This window comes from Acidobacteriota bacterium (assembly GCA_026393675.1).
GTDB lineage: Bacteria > Acidobacteriota > Vicinamibacteria > Vicinamibacterales > JAKQTR01 > JBAXOX01.
Window position 1 is genome coordinate 272,668 of record JAPKZQ010000045.1, and the last position, 24,852, is coordinate 297,519.

Below are 24,852 nucleotides of genomic sequence, written 5' to 3' on the forward strand. Positions count from 1 at the left end.
GTGAAATCACACTTCGCGCACGTTCGCTACAATGACGGGATGCCGTTCCGACTGAAACTCCCGACATCTCGTTTCCACTGGTCTGCCTTGCGCGGCCGCTGCCGGCGGCGCATCACCGTCGGTCTTGTGCTGCTTGTGGTGGCGGCCAGTTACGGAGCCTATGCCGGCCAGCGATTGGGCGAGCGGGGCAACGACGAAGGCGTGTTCGATCAGCCACTCGCACGCTTGGGCCACGCCTTGACGCCACCACCCGTTCACATCCGCGGGTTCAGCCCTCAAAGCGATCGGGAGCTCTATCTCTTGACGGTGGTCAGCGACCAGCAGGACATCATGTTCGGCTTGACCATGCTCGTGCTGCGGATGATCGCGACACTGACGGTCGCCGGCACCGGCCTGGTGCTCTTGACGGCCGGCTCGACTGAATGGGAAATCAGGAGCGAAGCCGGTTAGCGTGCCGCGGCACGCTCCCGGCCTCGGTCGGCGGTTGCCCTGTTCTCTTCCACTCAGAACACCCTTGTGTCGACGCGGCCGAGCAGGTCGGACCCGAAGTCGTAGACGACGAACCGGATGTTCTGCGTGCCGCGGATGTTCGGGAACTGAATCACGTACGGAAACCCGCTCTTCAGGAAGCGCGCGTATTCCTCCTCGCTCAACTGCAACGGCAGCGCCTGCACATACGTTCCCATCGGATTGGCCGCGCTATCGAAGCAGAAGACCGCAACGTTGAGCAGGCCGACGCGCAATCCGCCGAGTGTCGTGACCTTGATCTTCGACAGGTCGATCTTGCCCTCGACGGCGAGGGTGGCGCCCCCGCCCTGCGATGCCGACGCCTTCACCTTGATGTCGTTCACCTCGCGCCGGAAATTCCCAGCCGCGCCGAGCCGACCGTTGGCGACGAACGCGCGTCGGTCGAACGTGCCGATCTCCGATGCACGGAAGTACCCGTGCCGGAACAGCACCGTGACGTCGGGGCGGTTCACCTTCACGTCAATGCTCCGGTAGCCGCCGTCCCACGCCGTGTTCGAGGCCCGGTAGCCGAGCACGTAGCCTGTCCTGGTCGTCTCGTCCAGTCGGTCGAGCACCGCCTGTCCATTCTCGGTGATCGCCGCCAGCCCGCCCGTCAGATCTGAGATCGTCCTGAGGCTCCGGAACGACATCGCCTGCTGCGCCGTGGCGTTCAGCTCCCTGCCCGACTCCGCCGCGAGCATGCCGCCGGCCTGGAGCGCGTGGATCGACACCCGCGCGTCGTTCGCGATGGACGCGAGCGCCCGATCGTTCTCGTCGCTCGGCCAGATCAATCCCTTTTCGGTGACGAAGAGAACGTCCTTCTCGCCGTCGAAGCGCCGCAGGTACTCCATCAACGCCATCAAATTTTCATGGTCCTTGAGCGTGGTGGCGCTCGACGCCATGAAGTCGTCGAGGGACATCCCGCCGAACGCCTCGCGTTCGATCGCCTCAGCCGACGTCGGGGTCGCCGGCTTCGCGCCCGGCCCGAGGACCATCGCGTCGATCTTGGTCTGCAGTTTCCTGGGAAGCACCCGGTTGCCGTAGAGCGGCGCCATCCCGGTGGCGCCCAACTCCAAGCCCAGCGCGAAGTCCACGTCCTCGTGCGACTTCTTGAACCGTTCGAGCGCCTCCGCGATCTTCTGATGATCGGTCGTGAACGAGAGCGCACGGTCGTGGGCAAACAGCGCCACCTGGTCCTGTGGCAGCAGCCGGGTCTTCACGAAACGCAGCAGGCCGCTGATGTATCCCGACGGCACTTCGAGCCGGCCCAGGCCCAGCGCGATCACAAACATGCGCCGATTCTGCGGGCCCAACGTCATGCCGCTACGGAGGGTCAATGCGGCGTCGGGCGACGATGTGTCGGGCGCGAGCGCCTGCAAGGTGAAGTGCCGGACCTGCTGTGGAACTCCGTCTTCGGTCACGGTGAAGTCTGCCTGTTTCAGGTCGGTGACCGGCTTGCCGGACCGGTCGACCACGTGAACGTTGACGGGCACGAGGTCAAGCGGGGCTTGCGCGGGCGACGCGGACGGCGCCTGCGGCATGGCGTGCGTGACCGGGAAGCCGACGAGCACCAACACGAAGAGGAACGCGCAGACTGGATACAGGCGTCGCGACATCAGGCACCTCTCTGGGGACAGCCGAATTCCAGACATTCTGCCTTTTCCTGACTCGGGAAAACAAGCCGCTGTCGACGTAGTCGTCAGCGCAGATCCTGCCAGCGCGTGCCGGAGGCCAGCGCGCGGGCCACGCAACCGCCGGCCGCTTCGTACACACCGCGCCACGCCTCTGGTGAAGCGGCCGCACGGAAGTCGGCGTCGGCCGGACAAGCGACGCCGCGAGGCCCGGCTGCTGAGTTCGGGCCGCGGGTGGATCGTCCTACGGTGGTGCCCGCCGCACGTTCTCCGGCCTTGACGATGGCCAGTCCCTCCCGGACCCAGAGCGGGCGATCGCGCAGGAGGGGATCGATCAGGACGTGCACCAGTTCGTGCCGCAGCGTCAGTTCGAGGATCCCCCGCTTCCGCAGCACATCGAGCGGGAGCAGATCGATCCGCGACCCCTTCGTGCGCGCCGACGTCCACCAAGGCTGCCCCGTCGCCCGCGTGTACGCTTCGACCGTCGGGTGAAACTGCAGGTCCAGCACCGACGGCAATGCCACGCCGAGGCTGGACGACATGACGCGAGCCAGTTGGCGCGTCAGCGACCGCACCTCATCGAGACGCTCGCGATCGGCTTCGGGCAGCAGGACGCGAATGGCCGGATCGCTTCCAGACATCACCGCTCCGCCGGCCCCGCTGTCCGTGCCTGACAGGGCGGCCACCTGAAGACCTGGAAAGTAGGCCGCGAGGATCTCGACCCGACTTCGACCCTGCGCAGCGCGACTCGCCGCGCCGCGCACGCACAGGCCCACGCCATGGCCGAGGCCACGGCCCGAGAGCACAAACCCGACACCAGAACGCCGCACGTTGAACAGGGTGCTCTTGACGACCTGCCAGCCAAGCACACGACCGGCGGCCAACTGAAAGGTGTTGGCATCGATGTGATCGGGCGCCATCCCCTCCACGCGGAGCATCGCGGCGCGTCCGGACGGATGTCGCGATGCGACGCTGAAGCCGCGCACCGCCGAACCGCGCAAGCCGGCGGCTTCCAACACCCGGCGCAACTGCGGTTCCGCGACCTCGCTCGTCCATCCCGCTTCGTTCTGGCACGCCGGATCCGGTCGCGCAGGCAGATACGCGGGATCGTCGGCGCCTGCCCACACATGCGACGGCGCTTCCGTGTGACCGCCGCACCAGGCCGAATAGAAGACGCGAGCGACGTGATCCCCTTCGCGCAGCACGAGGCCCGCAGTCGACCGCGCGGCTCGCTCCGTCTCCGCTGTCGCAAGGCCAAGCACCTGGCAGTGCGTGAGATCGCAGAAGTCAAACCCCTCGGCGGCATGACGTCCCCGGTTGGCTGCCGCGAACGTCCGCACGGTGATCGTCAGCGCCTCGAGCGCCGCCATCGGAGCGCCCGCGGACATTTCGCCGGCCACCACGCGCGCGACGTAGGATTCGAGAGGCAGCCAGACAGGATCGTAGCCGCCTCCGCGCCGGGTGATGCCAATGCGAACCTCGCCCGAGCGCACGGAACGGCTTACGCTCCGTGCGGCCGCGCCAGTGCTGCCGAGATCAGGCGTTGATGGCGCCTGCGTCGCCCCCCCGCCATCCCTCGCTCGCGCGATGCCCCACGTCCTCAGTACGTCGACGGCCACCGCAGCCGCATCGGCACCGGCGCCGCCTGGTACGACAACGACGATCGCGTAAGCAGGCTTCGAGTCGGGTGTCGTCGCGACGACCACTCCGAGGTAGCCCCCGCCAGCCATCGGCGCCGTGCCTGTCTTGGCCAGCGCCGGGACTCCCGCGCTGCCAAACGCGGATGCCGTTCCCACCGTCGCCGCCATCCGTAGCCCCCCAATCACGGTCGCCCGCGTCCGGTCGGACATGCGGAATGATGAGGCTGGTCCTGTCACTCTGATGAAGCCGTCCAGCAGGCCCCGCGGCGTTGCGCAGACGCCAGCCAGGCCCAACGCGACGAGTGCCGTCGGAGCGCCGCCGCCACTCGGCCCAAGCCCCATGCGAACGAGCACATCGTCGAGCGCCGCGCGCGGCAAGCGCTGAGCCACGGTGGCGAAGAACACGTTGCAGGAATAGCCCAGCGCCTCGGACGCACCCAGCGGCCGGTGCAGGTCGGGATGGACGCACGTGAGGGTGCGTCCATCGACCGTCACGGTGCGTCGGCACACAATGCGCGTCGCCTCATCGACGACGCCCTGCTCCATGGCGGCGATAAGCGTGGCAATCTTGATGACCGACCCCGGCGCGGTCGCCGCGGCGAGCACGTCGGGGCGCGACTCGGCCACGACACGCTTCGATGAGAGGTCGATCAGAAGGTAGGCGGGACCGGTTGATGACGCGGGTTGGGCGGCGGCCAGGCCAGGCCAGGCGGCAAGGCATAGCAAGGCGCCCACGGCCGCCAATAACCTGGACCTCGACAGACGCACGCGTTCAGCAATCACACGGTCTCCCGACCCGATGCGTGCGCAGCAACCGCGTCACCGACCCGAGACGCCGAGAAACCGCGCCGATTCGGCCCAGATCAACTCCAGATTCGCGCCTAGCAGATGGTCATCATCGAGCATGCGCAAGGAGACGCCAAGCCGCCCAGCCGCGAATCGCTGCACCATCGCGGGGTCGACCACATCATCTCGCCGGCCGTGGAAGATGAGCGTCGGTGTCGAGATCTGTTCGGCGAAGGAATCGTGCTTCTGCGCGTCTTCGTACAAGGCAAAACGGATTGGTCTGATCTGGTTTAACGCGTAGTGCATCACGTCGTACCGGTCCGTCCGGCGCCACCGCTCGAGACCGGCGGCATCCAGCGGTCCGAATCCCGATCGCCCGAAATCGAGCGCTGGAGCGAGCAGCACCAGGCGATCGATCGGCGAGCGAACCGGCATGCCGGCATCGCGGGCCCGGGCCTGCCGGACCGCCACCTGGTACGCCACGAAGCCGCCCAGACTTGATCCAACCAGCGCCAGCGGCCCGTGGGGCAGCAACGCCATCTCCTGCTCGACCTGCGCAATCATCCGCGTCGTGGTCAGCGTCGAGAAGTCGGGCTCGTTCAAATCCGGGCAGCGCACATCGATGCCGAGTGGACAGAGCCGTTCGGCGAACAACCGCGCCTTGGTCGACTCGGGAGACGAGCCGAACCCGTGCAGGTAGATGAGGTGTCTCACTGTCCTGGCGTCGCCCCCGTCAGACCGTCAGAGCTTCGTCGTGCAGCCGGGCCGGCACTGGCAGGCAATGCCCGCCTTTCCGCCGGTGTAATACCGATACGACAATTCCATGCCCGGTTGTACCGTCCGCGCCGCGCAGATCCAGATGGTGTCGCCGACGACGCGCGAGTAGCAGTTCGGTTTACAGCCGTGGTTGATGTAGCGAGCGATGCTGCCACCCACTTCGCCATCGCGCACCCACCGATGGTTGATGGCGAACAGCCAGATATGGCCGTGCGCCTGATGCGCGGCTTCCCGCGCGTGGCTCTCCCGCGTCGTGATCTTCTCTCCAGCGTAGTCGATGATGCGTGTGTTCTTGGGGATGGTCTCGATCGCGAAGACGCCCCAGCCGTGGAGGCGGGAACGACGGCGAACGATACGGGGATACGAGGGTGTCTTCATCTGCTCTAAGATACACTGCGCAGGCCCGGGGAGGGCAACTGCCTCGTATCGATGGCAGCATGACGGCGAAGCGGAAAACGGAGCGCGAGATGTCACACTCAACACGTCGACGCATCGTGCTGGGCTTCGTGGTCGTGGTGGTAGCCGCCCAGTTCATCAGGCCTGATCGCACCAACCCGGCTGTCGTTCCGGAGCAGGCGCTCGAAGCCGGTGGGCACGTGCCAGCTCAGGTGGTGGCGACGCTCAAGCGCGGGTGCTACGACTGCCACGCGCACACCACGATCTGGCCCTGGTACACCAATGTGACGCCGGTCTCGTGGATGATGGCCGACCACGTGAACGAAGGCCGCCAGAAGCTGAATTTCTCGACGTGGAATACCCTGCCGGCGAAACGCCGCGTCAAGGAACTCGAGAAAATTCAGCGTCTCGTCACCGACGGCGAGATGCCACTCGCCAGCTACCTGCTCATCCACCGCGACGCGAAGATGTCCGACGATGACAAGCAGATCGTGTCGAACTGGACGAGCGCAGAGCGAGCGCGCCTGATGCAGGAGGAGGCGATCGCCACGATGCCAGCCTTCGCGCCGACCTCGACCTACGGAGGCTTCGTCTACGTGTCTGGCATCCTGCCCGGCGCGGCAATCGCGCCGCCATCGGTGGCCGAGGACATCCGCAGGCAGACCACGCGCGTGCTGGACGAACTGAAGGCACGCCTGGCAAAGGCCGGCACGAGTCTCGATCGCGTGGTGACGCTCTCGGTCTATCTGAAACGCGCCGAGGACTTCGCGGCGATGAACCAGGTGTGGGCGAAGTACTGGCCAAAGGACCCGCCGTCCCGCACCACGGTCATCGCGGGACTGCCGTCGCCGGGCGCCCTGATTCAGGTAACCGCCATCGCGGCCACGCCCGACACGCCGCGCCAGACGATTCATCCGAAAGCCTGGCTCAAATCGCCCAGCCCATACAGCTACGCCGTCAAGAGCGGCGACACGTTGTTTCTGGCCGGCCTGGTTGCGCGGCGCGGCGTCGACAACACCACCGTCAACGGCGACATCACGGTGCAGACCCGGACCGTACTCGAAAACGCGAAAGCGATTCTGGCGGAGGCGGGATTCGGGTTCAACGACGTCGTGAGCGCACGGGTCTTTCTGACAGACGTCGCGAACTTTGCCAGGATGAATGAGACCTACCGGTCGGCCTGGCCGAAGGACCCGCCGGCGCGGGCCACGGTCATCACCGGGCTCACGAATTCGGGCTACCTGGTTGAGATCACATTCGTCGCGGTCAAGGGTGGCGCGCGCGTGGCCTATACGACGCCGATCGCCGACGGCACGGCTGGCATCCCGAGCCCGAACCTGAGCGGCGCCATCAACATCGGTCCACGCCTGTTCGCGTCGGGCATGCTCGGGATCGTCCCGGGCAAGACGCCTGACGCCGCTCTGCAGGCCCGGGAGATCCTGGCGCGGCTGGGCCGGACCATCGCGCTCGGCGGCGCGCAGTGGTCGAATGTGATTGAATCGGTGGTCTACGTGACGGACCTCGGCAAGGCCCCAGCCGTGCTGAACGCCTTCCGCGCGCAAGTCGGTCCGGCGCTGCCAGTGGGAACCCTCGTGGTCTCGGGCTTGGTGAGCCCCGGGGGTCTGGCCGAGATCATGCTGACAACGGGAAAGTGAGGCACCGACCATGGCTGGCACGTGTTCGTTCGATGTGACGTCAACTGTCGATCTGCAGGAAGTGGACAATGCACTGAATCAGGCCCGCAAGGAAGTGGTTCAGCGGTACGACTTCAAGGGCTCGAAGGCGGCGATCGAGTTCAGCCGCGCCGACAACACCATCACGCTCGTCGCCGACGATGAGTTCAAGATGCAGGCGCTGTGGGAGATCGTGCAGGGCCGGATGGTCAAGCGCAGTGTGCCGGTCAAGAACCTCACGCTCGGCGAGATCGAGCGTGGAGGCAACGACACGGTGCGGCGCGTGGTCACGCTCCAGCAAGGCATCCCAGTCGACACTTCCAAGGCCATCGTCAAGTTCCTGAAGGACCGCAAGCTGAAGAAGGTGCAGGCCGCCATCCAGGCCGACCAATTGCGGATCTCGTCCCCGTCGAAAGACGAGCTGCAGGCGGTGATGCAGTTGTTACGCGCCGAGGATTTCGGGATCGCGCTGCAGTTCGGTAACCGCCGAGACCAGTGACGGGCCAACGACTCGTCAAGCCTCGCACACTGGTCTGGCTGGGGGTGGCCACCGCCGTCGTGTTGTGGGCCACCGCGACCGGGCTGGGCGCGCGCGTCTTTGCCGCGGCGCTGGTGGCGTCCGCGTTGCCGTTGCCCATCTATCTGGCCGCGGCCCTGTGGCTCGACCGGTTCGAGCCCGAGCCTCGGGGCATGCTCGCGATGGCGTTTCTGTGGGGTGCATCGGTCGCCATTGTCGTCGCCGGCATCGTCAACCAGGTGATGGATGCCAGCCTGGGCGAGAGCCTCAGTTCCATCCTTACCGCGCCGCTCGCCGAAGAAGTGCTCAAGGCCTTCATCCTGTTCCGCTTCTACTCGCGTAAAAAGACGGAGTTCGACGGTGTCGTCGATGGATTGATCTACGCGGCGATGGTCGGACTGGGATTCGCGTTCATGGAGAACATCGACTATTACGGGCGTGCGCTGATCAAGGAAGGCCCCGGCGGACTGGCGGTGACCTTTACGCTTCGCGGCGTCATGGCGCCGTTCTCGCATCCGCTGTTCACCGGGCTGACGGGTATTGGACTCGGCGTGGCTCGACAAACGCATCGGCGGTGGGTGCGATCTGTTGCGCCGTCATTGGGCCTGGTGGGGGCGATCGGCCTTCACGCCACCTGGAATGCCGGCGCGTCGATGGGATGCGTCTTCTTCCTGGTGTATGCGGCCGTGATGGTGCCGGCCATGATGGCGCTTCTTGCCGTGGCCGCGTTCAGCCTGCGTTCGGAAGGCCGCCTGATCCATACGTACCTGGCGGTCGATCGCGAACGCGGGGTGCTCAGCGACACGGAGCACCAGGCGCTGTGTTCGGTGCGGGGGCGCCTGCACGCGTCGACGGTCGCGTTGACCCGCGAGGGCTGGGTGGCGTGGCGGCGTCGGCGGGCGTTTCACCGGGCCGCGAGCGAGCTGGCCTTCCATCGTCATCGTGTGGCTGATGGAGACGAGCCCGCCGACGCGGCGCTCGAAGCGGACTGGGTCAATCGCCTGAACGAGTTCCAGACGCGAGGATAGGGACTCTCCGGCTGCATTCCCATTCTTGCTAGGCGTCCCGGGGGAGCAGGCGCGGTTTCCCCTTGATTGGCACGGCACCAAAGTGTTTCAGGTCGAGCGTCGCGATGGCCTCGGCGCGCAGGCGTTCCGCCGTCGTGATCACGACGGCGTCCACCAGTCCCAGGCGCAGGGTCTTGTAGCGCCGGCAGAGCCGGTCGGCAGCCGCGAGATCCTCCTGGCGGCCCCACTCGACCGCGAACGCCCCGGACGCGAGGTCGGCGAGCCAAAGATCCTCGGCGCGGGTACCAAGGTGCGCGGCGACCAGGTAGTCGATCTCCGGGAGGACGGCCCAGGGCAGGAGCCACGCGTCCGGGTCGTCTTCGTACAACCGCCTCACCGTCTCGTGATGACGATCGCTCCGGTCGAACAAGGCGATCATGGCCCCGGTATCGGCGACGATCATCGCGGCGCTCCGAATCCTGCCAGATATTCCTCTGCACGCTCGCCAAGGTCGGCATGGCCGCTGCGAGCCGACGCGATGCTGCGCGCGACGCGCACGGTGTCGTGTTTGGCCACGTATTCGGCGATCGCCTCGCGAACCAGAGCGGCGGGCGCGATCCGGCGGTGGTACGCCACGCGCTTGAGGCGGCGGTAGTCGTCGCTATCGAGGTAGAGTGTGGTCTTGTCCATATATACCTGCCATATATGGTAAATGCGCTCGGCCACGAGGTCAACTGCCCGGGAGTCCGGAACCGGCTCGGCCCCTCTCATGGCGCTCACCATCGCGATGCACCGGCCCGAACCGTCGGTCAGCGCCGTCTTCTCGAAGCCCATGGACTGGCTCGTCAATCTCGAGAAGTACCTGCGGCCGGGCGCCAGGCTCGACAGCATCGATCGCGATCCTGCGCAGGGCGCCGACGTCCACTTCTGACCCAGAGAGCGCATCGTCGGGTACGCCAACGACGCCGGCGACGTGCTGATCAAGGCGGTGGATGATATGTCGCCACACCTGATCCTGGTGTTCAAGGCGCGGGAGCAGTGGGCGCCTCGCCCGTTGCGGCCGATAACGTCGTTATACTGAAGGCAACGGACTGAGGGAGCCGGTGACGTTCCGACCTAAGAACCTGACCGCCGAGACGCACCCCTGCGGAGTGGTCGCGTTTCTGGTGCTCGCGGCCACGCTGGTCGCAGCCTGCGCGCGGAGCCCGTCTGCTCCGAGTACCGGTGAAAGCCCGTTCGAGCAATTGGCCGAAAAGCTCGCCACGGCCCACTTCAGGATGCTCGCCGATCGGAGCGACGCGGCAACCCTACGTGCGGTCGCCGATGCGCTGGAGTCGGCCTATCCCCGGGTCACAACCGACTTGCACACGGGCGACCTGCCGGTCGTGGCAGCCTGGATCTGGGTGGACGCCGCGTCCTTCTACGACGCGATGCGTGGGAACATCGGGCAGACCTATCCCGGCAGCCGCGGCTACGTCTTTGGCGTGCGCAACCTCGGCGTGCTGGCCGACGCCACGGTGGCGCGCCACGCCACCCACGAATTCGTCCACGTGGTTTCGTTGGCGGTGAACGCGACGATCGGCAACAACCCGCGCTGGCTGTGGGAGACAGTGGCGCTTTATGAGAACGGTGAGTTCGTCAACCCCGCGAGCCTTGATTACATGCTTGCCGGCCGCTACCCGACGCTTGCGGCGCTCGATGCCGACTTCAATACGAGCCGGCAGATCTACGAGGTCGGCTACCTGCTGGGAGAGTTCATCGTCTCGGAGTGGGGCCTGCCGGGCTTGGTGGGCCTGATTCGTGAGAATGGCAACCTGGCCCGCGCGCTCGGCGTGACGACCGAGGCGTTCGAGGCTCGGTGGTACGCGTTTCTGCGGTCCAAGTACGGGCTGCCGTAGTGACCCGAGCCGGACAAACTTGGCGCATGTTCAGGTGGCCGGCGGACAGGGCGAAGGCCCTCAAGCAGTTGACGAACGGCGGTGCAATCGCCACACCGGAAACGTCCACTACCGCTGAATGGCCGCAAACCGTCAACCGTCGGTGCGGCAGTGAGCGGCTCGCGAGGATCTGATCGTGCGCCGCGGACCTTCTCCTTCACCTGCCCAATCCCGCCACGTTCGACCTCGACATGACCCTCCGCGAGGTCAACCACGTCCACGTCAGGCGACGAGAAGGACCGCTGCCACGCGGATTGCGGAACGGCTGGCGTCATCGAACTGAAGCACGAAGAGGAGCGTCCGAGCGCGCGCGTGGAATCCAGCGCGCCCGGCGTCACGGTCGACATCAGATCCCGCTGAGCCTGCCCCAAGGCGTTCGCTGCGGGAATCCGGGCGGGCGGGTCCCGCTTTCTCGTGCCAGCGGCAACGCGGGTACTACCGCTTCGTAAACACCACGATCCGGTTCGTATTGGTCCCGATCGTGTTGTTGGCCACACCCCACAGGTTAGCGGTCTTGGTGAACCGCTGGGCGTTGATCAGGATGAACACCGGCTCGAGCCCCGCCGCCAGACCGCTAGGCACCACAATTTCTTCCAGCCGGATCGAGCCCTTGTGCACCTCGCCCACTTCGAAGGCGACGCAGCCGCCGGGCTTCAGCACCCGATAGAGTTCGTGGAACACCCGAGTCATCTCGGCCTGCCAGGATGAGAGACTGCGCACGTTGGTGATGTGGACTGCCGTCGGATCAATCCCGCAGAACCAGCATCGCAGCCAGTTGTCGCCCTTGTAGTTGACGACCGTCAGGAACGGGGGGGATGTGACGACGAGATCCACCGAATGGTCGGCGATCTCCGGCGTCGCGTGAGCGGGGCGCGTCACGACCAACGCCCGGGCGCCTGCCCCATGAGTCTCTCCGGCAGACCTCTGGTCGCCGAGCAGCGTCGGTTCGACCGACTGGTAGTCCTTCAGCAGCGCCCTGCTCTTCTTGCCGATGAGCGCCCGCACGTCACGGCGCGGCGGCACCTGTCCGCGCTTGACATTGATCTTCCGCTGGGAACTCACCGAGGTGGCCTGGTTGGGCGGCAGCGTGTAGACCGAGAAGAAGCCCGGCGAATGGCCGGTGAGACGGTTCACGGCGACCATGCGAATCCAGCGGTCCACGTCGTCGAGCGTGCGGTCGCGTTCGCGTGTCAGCAGATACTCCCGCAAAGCGGAGATCTCCTGCAGCGTGTCGGGATGGTAGAAGACGTCGAAATCCGGCGGCAGTTCGACGCGGCGTTGGAAGTCGATTTCGGCCAGGCGGCGCTGGACATCTGTCATGGCCGGCGGCGCCAGGCGGGGGGCCAGCAGGACGGCCGTCAGCGGGTTGATGTCGTTGGCCACCGGCACCCGCTCGGCCAGCGACGCTTCGAGCGGTGTCGTGCCCCGACCCGCGAACGGATCGTAGACGACGTCACCAGGCTCGGTGAGGCGATCGATGAAGAAACGCGGCAACTGCGGCTTGAAGCACGCGCGGTACGAGATCTCGTGAAGGCTGTGCGCGTCGCGCTGGCGGCTGGTCCAGAACTCATTGATGAAAGTCGGCACCTCGACCAGGCCTCCGTCGGCCAACGCCGCCGAGGTGGTCGTTTCGGCGGTCACCTTGTGGTGCCAGCGGAAGTCGCGGACGTGGTGCAGCAGCTCGGCAGCGGTCATGGACACAATCGTTCATCGTGGGCCGCCCGCCGCCGCGTGTCAAGGCACCTTCCGTGAAATCGGCTGCCGTCATCGGGACGTCGCACCACTCCGCCGCGCGGCAGACCCCCACGCGCGAGAGCATGCCACAGGAAACGGTTGCAGCTGAGGTAGTATTCCCCAACCCAAGGAGAGAGGTCGCATGCCAGGACTGACCCCCGGACGCCGTTATCAACCCGCCTACTACGGATTCACCAGACAGCCGATGCCCGAGCGGCTGATAACGTTCGTCGAGCGCCAGGTCAAGGGCGCGCTGTTCGGCTGCCGGATGTGCGGCAACTGCCTGCTACAGGAGACCGCGTACATCTGCCCGATGGAGTGCCCCAAGGGCTTGCGCAACGGCCCGTGCGGCGGCTCGACACCCGAGGGGTGCTACGTCGACTCGAGCCGGCCGTGCATCTGGTATCGCATCTACGAGCGCGCCGAACGGATGGGCCGCACCGACAAGCTGATGGAGATCCTGCCGCCGCTCGACTGGTCGCGCACGGGCCGTGAGACCTGGCTCGAGGTGGGTCGCAAGGTGCGCGACCGCGGCTACGGCGCGGCCGCCGCCAGTCTGGTGAAACGCCGAGACGAGCGCCGGGCGTTCTGGGACCCGCTTTTCCGCGAGATCCGCCAGCCGTGGTGGTGGAACGGCGACGACCAGCCGCACCCGGCGCCGGCCCATCAGCCGGTTTCCTCTCTCGAGGAGAAACTCGCCAGCGGCCAGTTCGTCGTCACCTCCGAGGTGGCGCCGCCCCTGTCGGTCGCGCCCGACGAGTTGATCCGCACGCTGAACCTGTTGCGGGATTATGTCGACGCCGCGAACTTCACCGACAGCCCGTCGGCGACGGCGCGCATGTCATCTCTGGCATGCGCCGCGATCGCGATTACCCAGGGTGTCGAGCCCGTCATGCAGATCGCCGCGCGCGACCGTACCCGAACGGGCGTGCAGGCGGATATTCTCGGCGCCGCGGCCCTCGGCGTGCGCAACGTGCTGTGCCTCACCGGGGACCACCCAAAACAGGGGCCCGGACCGCAGAGCCGCATGGATATCTGGGACATCGACTCCATCCAGATGCTGTGGATCCTGCGGCGCATGCGCGACGCGCGGATGTATCTCGACGGCCGCGCCATCGCAAGTCCGCCGCGCCTGTTACTGGGCGCCGCGGCGTCGCCCTCGGCGTCGAGCCCGCGCATCCAGGCGCTGCGCGAACTGAAGAAGGTGCACGCCGGCGCGCAGTTCTTCCAGAGCAACCTCGTGTACGACGTCGAGCACTTCGAGCGCTACCTGGCCGAACTCGACAAGGCCGGCGTGCTCGCGCTCGCGCCGTTGCTGGCCGGCATCACGCCGGTGCGCAGTGCCCGCGCAGCACGCGCGATGACGGCCGTGCCGGGGATCCGCATTCCGCAGGCCCTCATCGATCGCCTCGAGCACTCGGCCGATCCGCAGGAAGAAGGCGTGCAGATCACGCTCGAGATCATCGATCGCGTCCGTCGCCTGCCGGGCGTGCGCGGCGTCCATATCATGGCCGTCGGCTGGGAGCTCATCGTGCCGCGCCTTGTGCGGGAGGCGAACCTCAAGGAGTTGCCGGCGCACGTGCTCGAGGCGGCCCAGCCGCTGGCGGTGCGCACGCGCGGCCGCAGCCGCACCGGTTCAGCCGCGGCGGCGCTGCGCCCCCCAACCGAACATACCGAACGCCAGTACCTGGACGCGCTTGCCGAAAAGGTCGTGGTCTTCGACGGCGCGATGGGCACGGAGCTTCAGAAACACGCCCTCACGGCGGCCGACTTCGGCGGCGAGCAGTATGTGGGCTGCAACGACTACCTTGTGCTCCAGAAGCCTGAGATCATCGAGGCGGTGCACGCGTCGTTCCTGGAGGCCGGCTGTGATGTCATCGAAACATGCACGTTCCGATCGAACCGCCTGACGCTGGCGGAGTACGGCCTGGGGACGCGCGTGCCGGAGATCAATCGCGCTGCGTCCGCCCTCGCCCGCCGCGTCGCCGATCGGCACGCGACGCGGGGTCAGCGCCGATTCGTCGCCGGCTCGATCGGGCCGAGTGGCAAGCTGCCGTCCTCGTCTGATCCCGAGCTCTCGCGCGTCTCCTTCGACGAGTTGGCGGACGTGTTCGCGGAGCAGGCCGAGGCGCTCATCAACGGCGACTGCGACCTGCTCCTGGTCGAAACCTCGCAGGACATGCTCGAAGTGAAGGCCGCGTTGATGGGCATCCAGGACGCCTTCGCGCGCACCGGCCGCAAGATCCCCGTGCAGGTGCAGGTTACCCTCGATCCGAACGGCCGCATGCTGCTCGGCACCGACATCGGCGCCGTCCTCGCCACCCTGGAGCGCATGCCCGTGGATGTCGTCGGCATCAACTGCTCCACCGGTCCCGAGCACATGCGCGCGCCGCTCGCCTGGCTGGGCGAGCACGCGTCGATCCCGATCTCGTGCCTGCCGAATGCGGGTCTGCCCGTCAACGTGGACGGCCGCGCGGAGTATCCGCTGCGGCCCGCCGAGTTCGCACGCGACATGGCGGACTTCGTCGCACGGTTCGGCCTCAATGCCGTGGGCGGCTGCTGCGGTACGACGCCCGACCACATCCGGCGGCTGGTGGGGGCCCTGGCCGCGGCGAAACCGCGGCGTCGCGCAATTCGCCCGTTCCCGTTCGTGTCGTCGGGCATCACGACGGCCAGCCTCGTTCAGGACCCGAAGCCGATGCTCATCGGCGAGCGGCTGAACGCGCAGGGCAGCAAGAAGATGAAGGAGCTGCTGCTCGCGGAGGACTACGACGGCGTGGCGGCCCTCGCGCGCGAGCAGATGGAGGGCGGCGCGCACACGCTGGATGTCTGCGTGGCCATGACCGAGCGGCGCGACGAGGTCTACCTGATGTCGCAGGTGGTCCGGAAGCTCAGCCAGACGGTGGAGGCGCCGCTCGTCATCGACACGACCGAGCCTGAGGTGCTCGAGGTGGCCCTCGAGGCCGCACCCGGCCGGATCATCGTCAACGCCATCAACATGGAGAACGGACGGCAGCGGCTCGACGCCATGCTGCCGCTCATCCGCGACTACGGCGCGGCCACCATCGCGCTCACCATCGACGAGCACGGCATGGCGCGCACCGCGGACCGCAAGCTCGAGGCCGCGCGAAAGATCTACGACATCGCCACGCGCGAGTACGGCCTGTTGCCCGACGCGCTCATCTTCGACGCGCTCACGTTCACGCTCGCCACCGGCGATCCGGAGAGCGCGAACACGGCGGTGGACACGCTCGAGGGCATCCGGCGCATTAAGGCTGCGCTACCCGGCGTGTTCACCTCGCTTGGCGTGTCGAACGTGTCGTATGGCTTCAAGCCGGCCGCGCGCTGGGTGCTCAACAGCGTGTTCCTGCATCACGCCGTCGAGGCCGGTCTCGACATGGCCATCGTGAATCCCAAGCAAGTCACGCCGTACCCGGAAATCCCGGCGGCGCAGCGCGAACTGGCCGAGGACCTGCTCTTGAATCGCCGGCCCGATGCGGCCGCGCGGTTTATCAGTTACTTCGAGGGCGCGAAGGCGCGCCAGGCCACCGTCGGCGATCCGACCGCCGGCATGGCCCCCGCCGAACGTCTGCAGTGGCGCATCCTGCACCGCCAGGCCGATGGATGCGAGGCCGACGTGGACACGCTGGTCTCGACCGGCGTGCGCGACATCACCGGCATCGCCGAGTTCACGCGCCAACCCGGCTACCGCTATCCGAATGCCGACACCTCTGAGGTGGCGCTGCGCGTCCTGAACCAGGTGCTGCTGCCAGCCATGAAGGAGGTCGGCGACAAGTTTGGCGCGGGTGAGCTGATCCTGCCCTTCGTGCTGCAGTCGGCCGAGGTGATGAAGAAAGCCGTATCGCACCTCGAGCGGTATCTCGACAAGACCGAGGGCGCGACCAAGGGGAAGATTGTCCTCGCCACGGTGTACGGCGACGTCCACGACATCGGCAAGAACCTCATCAAGACCATCCTGGCGAACAACGGCTACACCGTGCACGACCTCGGCAAGCAGGTGCCGGTCAACGAGATCGTCAACCAGGCCGTTGATCTTCGCGCGGACGTGGTTGGCCTCTCGGCGCTGCTCGTTTCCACGTCTCGCCAGATGCCGCTGGTCGTGCGCGAGCTCGACCGGCGCAACCTCTCGATTCCCGTGCTGGTGGGCGGCGCCGCCATCAACCGCGACTTTGGCCGGGATATCAGCGTGGTGGACGACGACCGGATCTACAAGGGCGGCGTGTTCTACTGCCGCGACGCCTTCGAAGGGCTCGAAACGGTCGGTCGCCTCGTCGTTCCGGATTCGCGCAAGGAACTGCTCGACCGCGAGCGTCACATCGCTGAGGAACGCCGGAGGCCGAGGGCGGCCGACACGACGGGGGTCGGCGCGCGTTCGTCGGTGGTGGCGATTCCCGAGGACGTGCCGCAGCCGCCGTTCTGGGGCGCGCGGGTCGTCCGGGCCATGCCGCTCGGCGAGGTCTTCCAACACCTCAGTGAGACACGACTGTTCCGCGTGTCGTGGGGCGGCGCCAACAAGCGCGGCGTGGAATGGAAGCAGGTGCGCGAGGATTTCTCGGAACGCCTCGATCGCATGAAGCAGGAAGCCATCGAGCAGGGCTGGCTCGCGCCGCAGGCGGTCTACGGATACTTCCCGGCGCTCTCGGAGGGCCACGACCTGCTCGTGTTCAATCCCGAGGCCCCGGACGAGGTGCTGGTGCGATTGTCGTTTCCGCGGCAGAAAGACGATGAGCGCTTGTGCCTCTCGGACTTCTTCCTCCCCGTCGGTTCGGCGACGCGCGATCTCGTCGCCCTGCAGGTGGTAACCGTCGGTCCGGCGGCGACTGAGCGCTTCGATGTGATGGATGCGAAGAACGAGTACAGCGAGGCCTACTTCTCACACGGCCTCGCGGTTCAGACCGCCGAGACCGCCACCGAGATGATCTTCGATCAGATCCGCGGGGAACTGGGGCTGGCCGAGTCGCGCGGCCTTCGTTTCGCGTGGGGCTTTGGCGCCCTGCCGGATGTCGAGGAGCATCGCAAGGTGTTCCAGTTGCTGCCCGCCGAGCGAGAGCTGGGCATGACGTTGACCTCGGCCGGCCAGCTCATCCCCGAGCAATCCACCGCCACGCTCCTCGTGCACCACAAGGAGGTGCACTACTTCAAGACTTGACAGGGGCCGGGTTCGCCTCCAATGCCACGCGCTCGCCACACTGTTGGATGAAGTGCGACGCGTGGATCAATCGTGGGCCGCCCGCCGCCGCGTGTCAAGGCGCCGGATCGCGCCGGATCGCGCCACGCAGAGTGTGATTAGGGGATGTATCGTCGCGCCAAACCTGGGTTATCCCCCGGACAGATGACGTACTAACTAACCACAGTCCGCTTGAAAAGGCTCCCATCCTGTTCTCGTTTGTGATATACAGTGCCAGCCCTGATTGTCCCGCCCCCCGGGTGTTGCCCACCGCACCCGTGCGAGTTGTGTTCATTCGAGTTGCTACCTGCCCGCGCGATTGCAGATGAAAACGGTTCGGCGGCAAACCTCACAGGCGGGATCTTGCGAGGCGTATGACGTCTCGCGATCACCCTTGGTGTCTGTTCCGCTGCGCGGCGGAACGCCAGTCCTCCCGCATCTCTGTGGTGTCCGTTCGTTCACGCTCTCAGTCCCCTTCGTCATTACTGTCCACGTGTCAGCCGGTGTCGGCGGGCTGCGGTCGTCGGAGAATTCGTTCGGCGTAGCGGCGTTTCGACGGTGTCTTCTCGGTTGAGGTGAGGGGCGCGTCGCCCACTTCGGCAGCGGCCGGGGATCAGGAGGTGTGAGAATGGACGTTCAGGATGTCCGCTCGATCGTTCAGAAACACAGCGGGCAGCGGGGGTCGATGATCTCCATCCTTGAGGACGTGCAAGAGCAGTGCGGCTACCTGCCCGCTGATGCCATCGAGGCGGTGGCCGACGCAACGGGGCGTTCGCTCGTGGACGTGTACGGGATCGCGACCTTCTACCGCGCGTTCAGTCTGAAGCCTCGCGGCAAACATGTGTGCACGGTCTGCCTCGGCACGGCCTGTCATGTGCGTGGAGCACCAGCCGTCGCCGGGGAATTCGAGAAGCGGCTCGATGTGGCGCGCGGAGAGACGACCGCCGACGGGCAGTTCACGCTCGAAACGGTGAATTGCCTCGGCGCCTGCGCGCTCGGCCCCATCGTCGTCGTCGACCGACACTACTTCTCGAACGTGTCAACGGGCCGCGTGAAAGACATCGTGCAGGAGGCCCAGGCCGGGCTGGACGCTGAGCGCGTCTGCGACGAGGGCGTCTTCCCGCTCGGCGTCAGGTGTCCCCGATGCAACCACACCCTGATGGATGCAGAGCACCCGATCGAGGGTCACGCCTCCATCGCGCTCTCGATGTCATCCGGGCACAGGCACGGGTGGCTTCGTCTGTCCGCCCTCTACGGTACGCATACCTTCGAGACGGAGAACGGAGTCGCAGCGGGAAGCGTGACGCGGGTGTTCTGTCCCCACTGCATGGAGGAACTCCGCGGTGGCACGGTCTGTCCGGATTGCGAGGCGCCCTTTGTACCCCTGATCGTGGAGGGCGGCGCAATCCTGCAGGTGTGTTCGCGCCTGGGCTGCAAAGGTCACTGGCTCGACCTCGGCGGGGTCAACAGCTGATCAGTGGTGTGTCGTGAGGGATGAGTCGCGGGTTGCTCGAGACACGGAATGCGGAACTCAGACCTCAGGGCTCGAGAGCCACTGCATGAAGGGAAACGGCTATGGAACCACTCGAATCCATTGACGAGTTGGGCGTCCTGCGAGCGCGTCTCGCGACAGCCCGAAACCCGCTTCGACCCGTCATCGTCATTCCGGCCGGCACGTGCGGCCAGGCCAGCGGAGCAAACGACGTCATTCGTGCGGCCAAGCGCGAGCTGCTCACTGGCGGCCTGACCGGCGCAATCGGGTTGCGCGTCACGGGGTGCCACGGCTACTGCCAGATGGAGCCTTCCGTCCTTGTCGAGCCCCGCGGGACCTTCTACCCGAAGGTCGGGCCGACGGACGTCACCCGGATTATCGATGCCATTCGGAGAGGAGCGGTCGTCGATGATCTGTTGTTCCAGGATCCACTCACGGGACGGCCAATTGAGAAACAGCACGATTTGCCCTTCTACGCGAGTCAGGTGCGGACGATCCTCAGCCTCAACGAGAAAGTCGATCCGATCCGGATCTACAACTACATCGAGCACGACGGGTACGCGGCTCTGCAATCGGCCCTGAGCAGGGGCGACCCGGTGTGGGTGCTCGCCCAAGTCAAGGCATCCGGCCTGCGCGGACGCGGCGGTGCTGGTTTCCCGACTGGCGTGAAATGGGAAGCGTTGGCGTCGCAGCGAAACGGGCGCGGCAAGATTCTCGTGTGCAACGCCGACGAAGGCGACCCGGGCGCCTACATGGACCGCAGCGTGCTCGAGGGCAACCCGCACAGCATACTCGAAGGCATGATCATCGGCGCGTACGCGACGGGGGCGGACGAAGGCGTGATCTATGTGCGGAGCGAGTACCCGCTGGCGGTCAAGCACCTCAAGGTGGCGCTCCGGCAGGCTCGCGAGCTTGGCTTGCTTGGCAAGAACATCCTTGGCGCGGGGTTCTCCTTCGACATCTCGCTCGTCAAGGGTGCCGGGGCATTCGTCTGCGGAGAAGAGACGGCGCTCATGCGGTCGGTCGAGGGCAAGATGGGGGAACCGCGGCAGCGACCGCCGTTCCCGGTTCAGAAGGGCATCGACGGCAAGCCGACGGCCATCAACAATGTCGAGACCTGGGCCAACATCCCAGCCATCCTCCGGCAAGGGGCGGCAGCCTACGCAGCCACGGGCACCGCGAGCAGCACGGGCACGAAGATCTTCAGCCTGGTCGGCAAGATCAGGAACACCGGGCTCGTCGAAGTGCCCATGGGCACGACGGTCGAGGACATCGTCACCACCATCGGCGGCGGGCCCTCAGGAACGGCACGGATCAAGGCGGTGCAGACAGGTGGTCCCTCGGGGGGGTGTATCCCATCGCGGATGTTCGACTTGCCCATCGACTACGAGAGCCTCGCACAAGCGGGGTCGATCATGGGGTCGGGCGGCATGATCGTCATGGACGAAAACACCTGCATGGTGGACATCGCCAAGTACTTCATGCGCTTCCTCAAGGACGAGTCGTGCGGGAAGTGCTTCACGTGCCGCAAGGGTACGCAGCGGATGCACGAGATCCTGGACGACATATCGACGGGAAAGGGAACCCTCGACGCCCTTGCGCTGCTCGAAGAACTCGCGGTCGTCGTGAAGGACACGACGATGTGCGGCCTTGGCCAGACCGCGGCGAATCCCGTGCTGAGCACGCTGCGGTATTTCAGGCACGAGTACGAACGTCACATTCTGGATCGGAAGTGCGACGCCTTTGTCTGCAAGGATTTGGTTGGCGCGCCCTGCCAGTCCGCGTGCCCCATCGGCACCGAGGCCTGGAGGTACGTTGCCCACCTGGCCCGAGGTGAGTACGAAGACGCGTATCGGGTCATTCGTGAGGCCAATCCGTTCCCGTCGGTCTGTGCCAGAGTGTGCGACCACCCGTGCGAAGAACGATGCCGCCTCGGCACAACCGGGGGCCGGGCGATTGCGATTCGCGCGTTGAAACGGTTCGTCACCGATCGCGTCGATCCGGCCGTGTACCGGCCTGTTCGGAGGGCTGGCGCGGCGATGGCCATGCCGAAGATCGCCATCGTCGGCTCGGGGCCGGCTGGACTGACCGCCGCCCATTACTTGTCCCTCGATGGGTATGCCGTCACCGTATTCGAAGCGGACGATCGACCTGGCGGCATGCTGGTCAGCGGGATTCCGGCTTACCGGCTGCGCCGCGACACGCTGCGCAGAGAAATCGACTCGTTGGTTGACGGGCACATCGATCTACGGTGCGAGACGGCGCTCGGCCGGGACTTCACCCTCGACAGCCTGTTTGCGGACCACTTCAAGGCGGTGTTTGTGGCGCTGGGCGCCCACAAGAGCCGTCGCCTCAACATCGAAGGAGAGAATGTCGACGGCGTCATTCCGGCCATCCAGTTCCTGAAGGCCTTCAACCTGCGCGGTGAGACACTGGCCAAAGGACACGTCGGTATCATTGGCGGTGGCAACTCGGCGGTTGACGCGGCCCGAGTCGCCTTGCGCCAGGAAGGCGTCGAGAGCGTCACGATCTTCTACCGCCGCACGCGGCACGACATGCCCGCGCTGAAGGAAGAGGTCGGGGCCGCGCTCGTCGAGGGCATCACGCTCAAGTGCCTGGTCTCGCCGGTGAAGATCCTCTCTCGGGACGGCCGCTTGACGGGAATCGAGTGCGTGCGCAACACGCTCGGGCGAATGGACGCCAGCGGGCGGAGGCATCCGACATCCATTCCCGGGAGCGAGTTCACGACACCGCTCGACTACCTGATTGTGACCATCGGCGACGAACCTGACATCGACTACATGTCGTCGATGGGCCTGACAATCACCGAGCGCGGCACGCTCGCCGTCGATCCCGAGACACTTGCGACGAACAGGGTTGGCGTGTTCGCGGGCGGCGACGTGGTCACCGGACCAAACACGGTGGTGGAGGCGATTGCTGCCGGCAAGAAAGCGGCGGCGGTCATCGACCGTTACTTGAGAGGGGAGGAACTGCGAAGGCCGGCGACGCCGAATCTCCCCAAGGTGTACGTCGAGCCGCTGGAGGCCACCGACGCCGAGGGCGCGACGACCAGTCGCGCCCTGCCACCCACACTGCCGCCCGAGGTGCGCAAACGGAGTTTTGCGGAGGTCGAGTTCTCGCTGTCAGCCGAAGAAGCCACAAGCGAAGCCCGGCGCTGCTTGCGATGCGACCTCGAGTTCACCCGGGTCTAGCCGCCTGGGGGAGGGAACGACACATGATTTCGCTGAAGGTCAACGGTTTACCCGTCTCGGTCGAGAGGGGCACAACACTTCTTGAGGCGGCGCAGTTCCTGGGTTTTCCCATTCCGACCTTGTGCCACATGGAGGGGCTCTCGTCATACGGCGCGTGCCGCCTGTGTGTGGTGGAAATCGGAGAAGGGCCGAAGGCGCGCCTGGTCTCGTCGTGCACCTACCCATCAGAGGAAGGACTCAGCATGCGCACCGCGTCGGCGCGGGTCGTGCGCGCACGGAAGATGACGATAGAACTGCTGCTGGCCTCGTGCCCGCAGTCAAAGGTGATCCAGGATCTCGCCTCCGCCCACGACGTTCGGCAGCAGCGGTTCCGCCAGGAGCACGAGGACTGCATCCTCTGCGGGTTGTGCGCCCGGATGTGCAAAGAACAGATGGGGGCTGGCGCGATTGGCTTCAGGGGCCGAGGCGAGCGGCGGACGCTCGGCACGCCGTTTGACAAGACCTCAGAGGTGTGTCGGCTGTGCGGCGGGTGCATGTATGTCTGCCCAACCTGCCAGTTGCGCTGCACGTTCAACGAGCCCGAACGCGCAATCTGTGGCGGGTGCGCCAATCTCGGCCCGCCGTGCCTCGAGAAACCGACGTTCGACGACATGATGTGTTACATGTCCCCCTGCGTCGCCTGTGAGATCCGCAAAGACTGACCGGAGAATGAGGAGACTCAAATGTCACTGTCCATCGTGAATGCGTCGGCGGCGACCCTGACCAAGAACCGGACCGAACACTCTGTCGTCCCGACCTCCGGCATGTGTGTGACATGTGTCGACGGCTGCATCGGGATGTGCGAGATCGGCAAGTCGGCATACCGGGGCCACGAAGTGATCTACCCGCAGCCCTTCGGCGTGATTACCACCGCTGGCGAGAAACACTACCCGGTTGATTACTCACACTTCAACATCATGGGTACCGCAGTCGGCGCCTACGGCATCGAGGCCGACAGCGACAAGGCCATCTTCCCTGCGGTGAATCTCGGGGTGGTCATCGGCCACGACAACGGGATCCGCTTCCGGTATCCCTGGATCATTCCCGGCATTGGATCGACCAACATCGCGAAGAACAACTGGGAAGGACTCGCCATCGGGTCTGCGATCGCGGGAACGGGGCTGACGATTGGCGAAAACGTTGTGGGCATGGATCCCGACGCCGTTCTTCGCAACGGCCGTGTCGTCGATACCGCGGACTTGAAGCGTCGCGTACGACTCTACAAGGACTATCAGCGGGACGGCTACGGCGCGATCATCGTTCAGGCTAACGTCGAAGACACGCGTCTAGGCGTCCAGGAGTACGCAATCGAACAACTTGGCGTTGAAATTGTCGAACTCAAATGGGGTCAGGGTGCCAAGGACATCGGCGGCGAGGTGAAGATCGCGAGCCTGCGTAAAGCGCAGATGCTCTACGAGCGCGGCTACATCGTACTGCCGAATCCGATTGATCCAGCAGTGATCGAGGCCTTCGAACGAGGAGCGTTCAAGGAGTTTGAGCGCCACTCCCGCGTCGGCATGGTGTCCGAGGAAGGCTTCGCACAGCGCGTCGAGGAACTGCGCAAGGCGGGCGCCAAGTACGTCTTCCTGAAGACCGGTGCGTACCGACCTGCTGATCTCGCGCGCGCGGTCGCGTTTTCGTCGAAGTACGGCATCGACCTGCTCACCGTCGACGGGGCCGGCGGCGGGACGGGCATGAGTCCCTGGCACATGATGAACGAGTGGGGCGTTCCGCCCGTGGAGCTTCACTCGCTCCTGTACCAGTACCTGAAGCGCATCGCGGACGCGGGAGGTCGTCTGCCGGCGGTGGCGGTGGCCGGCGGGTTCGTGTTCGAGGATGCGATCTTCAAGGGCCTCGCGATGGGAGCCCCGTTTGTGAAACTGGTAGGAATGGCTCGCGCGCCGATTGCCGCAGCAATGGTCGGCAAGACCATCGGCCGGGCAATCGAGGACGACCAGTTGCCCGTCTATATTGAGCGGTTCGGCAACACGAGGGACCAGATCTTCGTGACAGCCGCTAGCCTGCGGCAGGAGATTGGCAACGACGCCTTTGAAAAACTGCCGGCTGGTGCCATCGGTCTCTACACGTACTACGAACGGATCGCCCAGGGACTGCGGCAGTTGATGGCTGGCAGCCGCAAGTTCACGACCGCGTACATCTCGCGGGACGACATCGCGTCGTTGACGCCCGAGGCAAGCCGCGTGAGCGGCATCTCGTACGTGATGGACGTGGACCGGCACGAGACGGAGCGGATTATCGGAGGTGCCTGCTCGCCGGCGCTCGTTTAAGAGGGCGGACCTATTATCGGCCTTCATG

The 24,852-nt window shown here is 65.9% G+C and carries 18 protein-coding genes and 2 pseudogenes; 13 read left to right on the plus strand and 7 right to left on the minus strand.

What is annotated here, in order from left to right; all coding sequences use genetic code 11:
• Positions 1 to 450, plus strand: coding sequence for a hypothetical protein (locus NT151_12670; protein ID MCX6539769.1), 450 nt, complete (start codon positions 1 to 3; stop codon positions 448 to 450).
• A 53-nt stretch (positions 451 to 503) separates the two neighbouring features.
• Here the strand turns inward: NT151_12670 and NT151_12675 are convergent, their stop codons facing one another.
• The 4 genes from NT151_12675 to NT151_12690 all read right to left on the minus strand — a co-directional run bounded on the left by NT151_12675 (position 504) and on the right by NT151_12690 (position 5,719).
• Positions 504 to 2,123, minus strand: a complete 1,620-nt coding sequence (locus NT151_12675; GenBank protein MCX6539770.1) for a VWA domain-containing protein — start codon at positions 2,121 to 2,123, stop codon at positions 504 to 506.
• Positions 2,124 to 2,206: 83 nt separating this feature from the next.
• The gene (locus NT151_12680; GenBank protein ID MCX6539771.1) at positions 2,207 to 4,561 is read right to left on the minus strand and encodes a SpoIID/LytB domain-containing protein; all 2,355 of its coding nucleotides are present in this window, start codon (positions 4,559 to 4,561) and stop codon (positions 2,207 to 2,209) included.
• Positions 4,562 to 4,597: 36 nt separating this feature from the next.
• Entirely contained in the window at positions 4,598 to 5,278 is a 681-nt protein-coding gene (locus NT151_12685) for an alpha/beta fold hydrolase (protein MCX6539772.1), read from the minus strand.
• A 27-nt stretch (positions 5,279 to 5,305) separates the two neighbouring features.
• Positions 5,306 to 5,719 carry an SET domain-containing protein-lysine N-methyltransferase gene (locus NT151_12690; protein MCX6539773.1) on the minus strand — a complete coding sequence of 138 codons (414 nt, stop codon included), beginning with the start codon at positions 5,717 to 5,719 and terminating at the stop codon, positions 5,306 to 5,308.
• Positions 5,720 to 5,808: 89 nt separating this feature from the next.
• Between NT151_12690 and NT151_12695 the strand changes: the two genes are divergently transcribed.
• Genes NT151_12695 through NT151_12705 form a run of 3 tightly spaced genes read left to right on the plus strand, consistent with a single transcriptional unit; the run spans position 5,809 to position 8,955 of the window.
• Entirely contained in the window at positions 5,809 to 7,392 is a 1,584-nt protein-coding gene (locus tag NT151_12695) for a heme-binding domain-containing protein (GenBank protein MCX6539774.1), read from the plus strand.
• A 10-nt stretch (positions 7,393 to 7,402) separates the two neighbouring features.
• Positions 7,403 to 7,909, plus strand: coding sequence for a YajQ family cyclic di-GMP-binding protein (locus tag NT151_12700; protein ID MCX6539775.1), 507 nt, complete (start codon positions 7,403 to 7,405; stop codon positions 7,907 to 7,909).
• Positions 7,906 to 8,955 carry a PrsW family intramembrane metalloprotease gene (locus NT151_12705; protein MCX6539776.1) on the plus strand — a complete coding sequence of 350 codons (1,050 nt, stop codon included), beginning with the start codon at positions 7,906 to 7,908 and terminating at the stop codon, positions 8,953 to 8,955. Before NT151_12700 ends, NT151_12705 begins: the two co-directional genes overlap by 4 nt.
• A 28-nt stretch (positions 8,956 to 8,983) precedes the next feature.
• On the opposite strand, the gene NT151_12710 is transcribed toward NT151_12705, so the two are convergent.
• Together NT151_12710 and NT151_12715 are read right to left on the minus strand one after the other, a co-directional pair.
• On the minus strand, positions 8,984 to 9,397 hold the full coding sequence (locus NT151_12710; GenBank protein MCX6539777.1) for a PIN domain-containing protein: 414 nt from the start codon (positions 9,395 to 9,397) through the stop codon (positions 8,984 to 8,986).
• Complete coding sequence (locus NT151_12715) at positions 9,394 to 9,624, minus strand: ribbon-helix-helix domain-containing protein (protein ID MCX6539778.1); 231 nt, start codon at positions 9,622 to 9,624, stop codon at positions 9,394 to 9,396. Before NT151_12715 ends, NT151_12710 begins: the two co-directional genes overlap by 4 nt.
• A 79-nt stretch (positions 9,625 to 9,703) precedes the next feature.
• On the opposite strand from NT151_12715, the gene NT151_12720 reads away from it, so the two are divergent.
• Both NT151_12720 and NT151_12725 read left to right on the plus strand, forming a co-directional pair.
• Entirely contained in the window at positions 9,704 to 9,865 is a 162-nt protein-coding gene (locus NT151_12720; GenBank protein MCX6539779.1) for a hypothetical protein, read from the plus strand.
• A 172-nt stretch (positions 9,866 to 10,037) separates the two neighbouring features.
• On the plus strand, positions 10,038 to 10,832 hold the full coding sequence (locus tag NT151_12725) for a hypothetical protein (protein MCX6539780.1): 795 nt from the start codon (positions 10,038 to 10,040) through the stop codon (positions 10,830 to 10,832).
• A gap of 474 nt (positions 10,833 to 11,306) precedes the next feature.
• Here NT151_12725 and NT151_12730 read toward each other — a convergent pair whose 3' ends face one another.
• Positions 11,307 to 12,566 (minus strand): DNA methyltransferase, encoded by a 1,260-nt coding sequence (locus tag NT151_12730; GenBank protein ID MCX6539781.1) that lies wholly within the window; start codon positions 12,564 to 12,566, stop codon positions 11,307 to 11,309.
• A gap of 244 nt (positions 12,567 to 12,810) precedes the next feature.
• Between NT151_12730 and NT151_12735 the strand changes: the two are divergent.
• The 7 genes and pseudogenes from NT151_12735 (at position 12,811) to NT151_12765 (ending at position 24,824) form a co-directional block, all read left to right on the plus strand.
• Positions 12,811 to 14,136: pseudogene (locus tag NT151_12735) on the plus strand (methylenetetrahydrofolate reductase C-terminal domain-containing protein).
• Between the two features lie 120 nt (positions 14,137 to 14,256).
• Positions 14,257 to 17,775, plus strand: a complete 3,519-nt coding sequence (gene metH / locus NT151_12740; GenBank protein ID MCX6539782.1) for a methionine synthase — start codon at positions 14,257 to 14,259, stop codon at positions 17,773 to 17,775.
• Positions 17,776 to 18,421: 646 nt separating this feature from the next.
• Positions 18,422 to 19,267 carry an NAD(P)H-dependent oxidoreductase subunit E gene (locus tag NT151_12745; GenBank protein MCX6539783.1) on the plus strand — a complete coding sequence of 282 codons (846 nt, stop codon included), beginning with the start codon at positions 18,422 to 18,424 and terminating at the stop codon, positions 19,265 to 19,267.
• 620 nt (positions 19,268 to 19,887) lie between these two features.
• A pseudogene (locus NT151_12750) lies at positions 19,888 to 21,270 on the plus strand (SLBB domain-containing protein).
• Positions 21,271 to 21,330: 60 nt separating this feature from the next.
• Positions 21,331 to 22,497, plus strand: coding sequence for an FAD-dependent oxidoreductase (locus NT151_12755; GenBank protein MCX6539784.1), 1,167 nt, complete (start codon positions 21,331 to 21,333; stop codon positions 22,495 to 22,497).
• A 23-nt stretch (positions 22,498 to 22,520) separates the two neighbouring features.
• Positions 22,521 to 23,198: a 2Fe-2S iron-sulfur cluster-binding protein gene (locus NT151_12760; protein MCX6539785.1), complete on the plus strand. Its 678-nt coding sequence runs from the start codon at positions 22,521 to 22,523 to the stop codon at positions 23,196 to 23,198.
• 21 nt (positions 23,199 to 23,219) lie between these two features.
• Positions 23,220 to 24,824 (plus strand): FMN-binding glutamate synthase family protein, encoded by a 1,605-nt coding sequence (locus NT151_12765; GenBank protein ID MCX6539786.1) that lies wholly within the window; start codon positions 23,220 to 23,222, stop codon positions 24,822 to 24,824.
• Positions 24,825 to 24,852 lie beyond the last annotated feature (28 nt).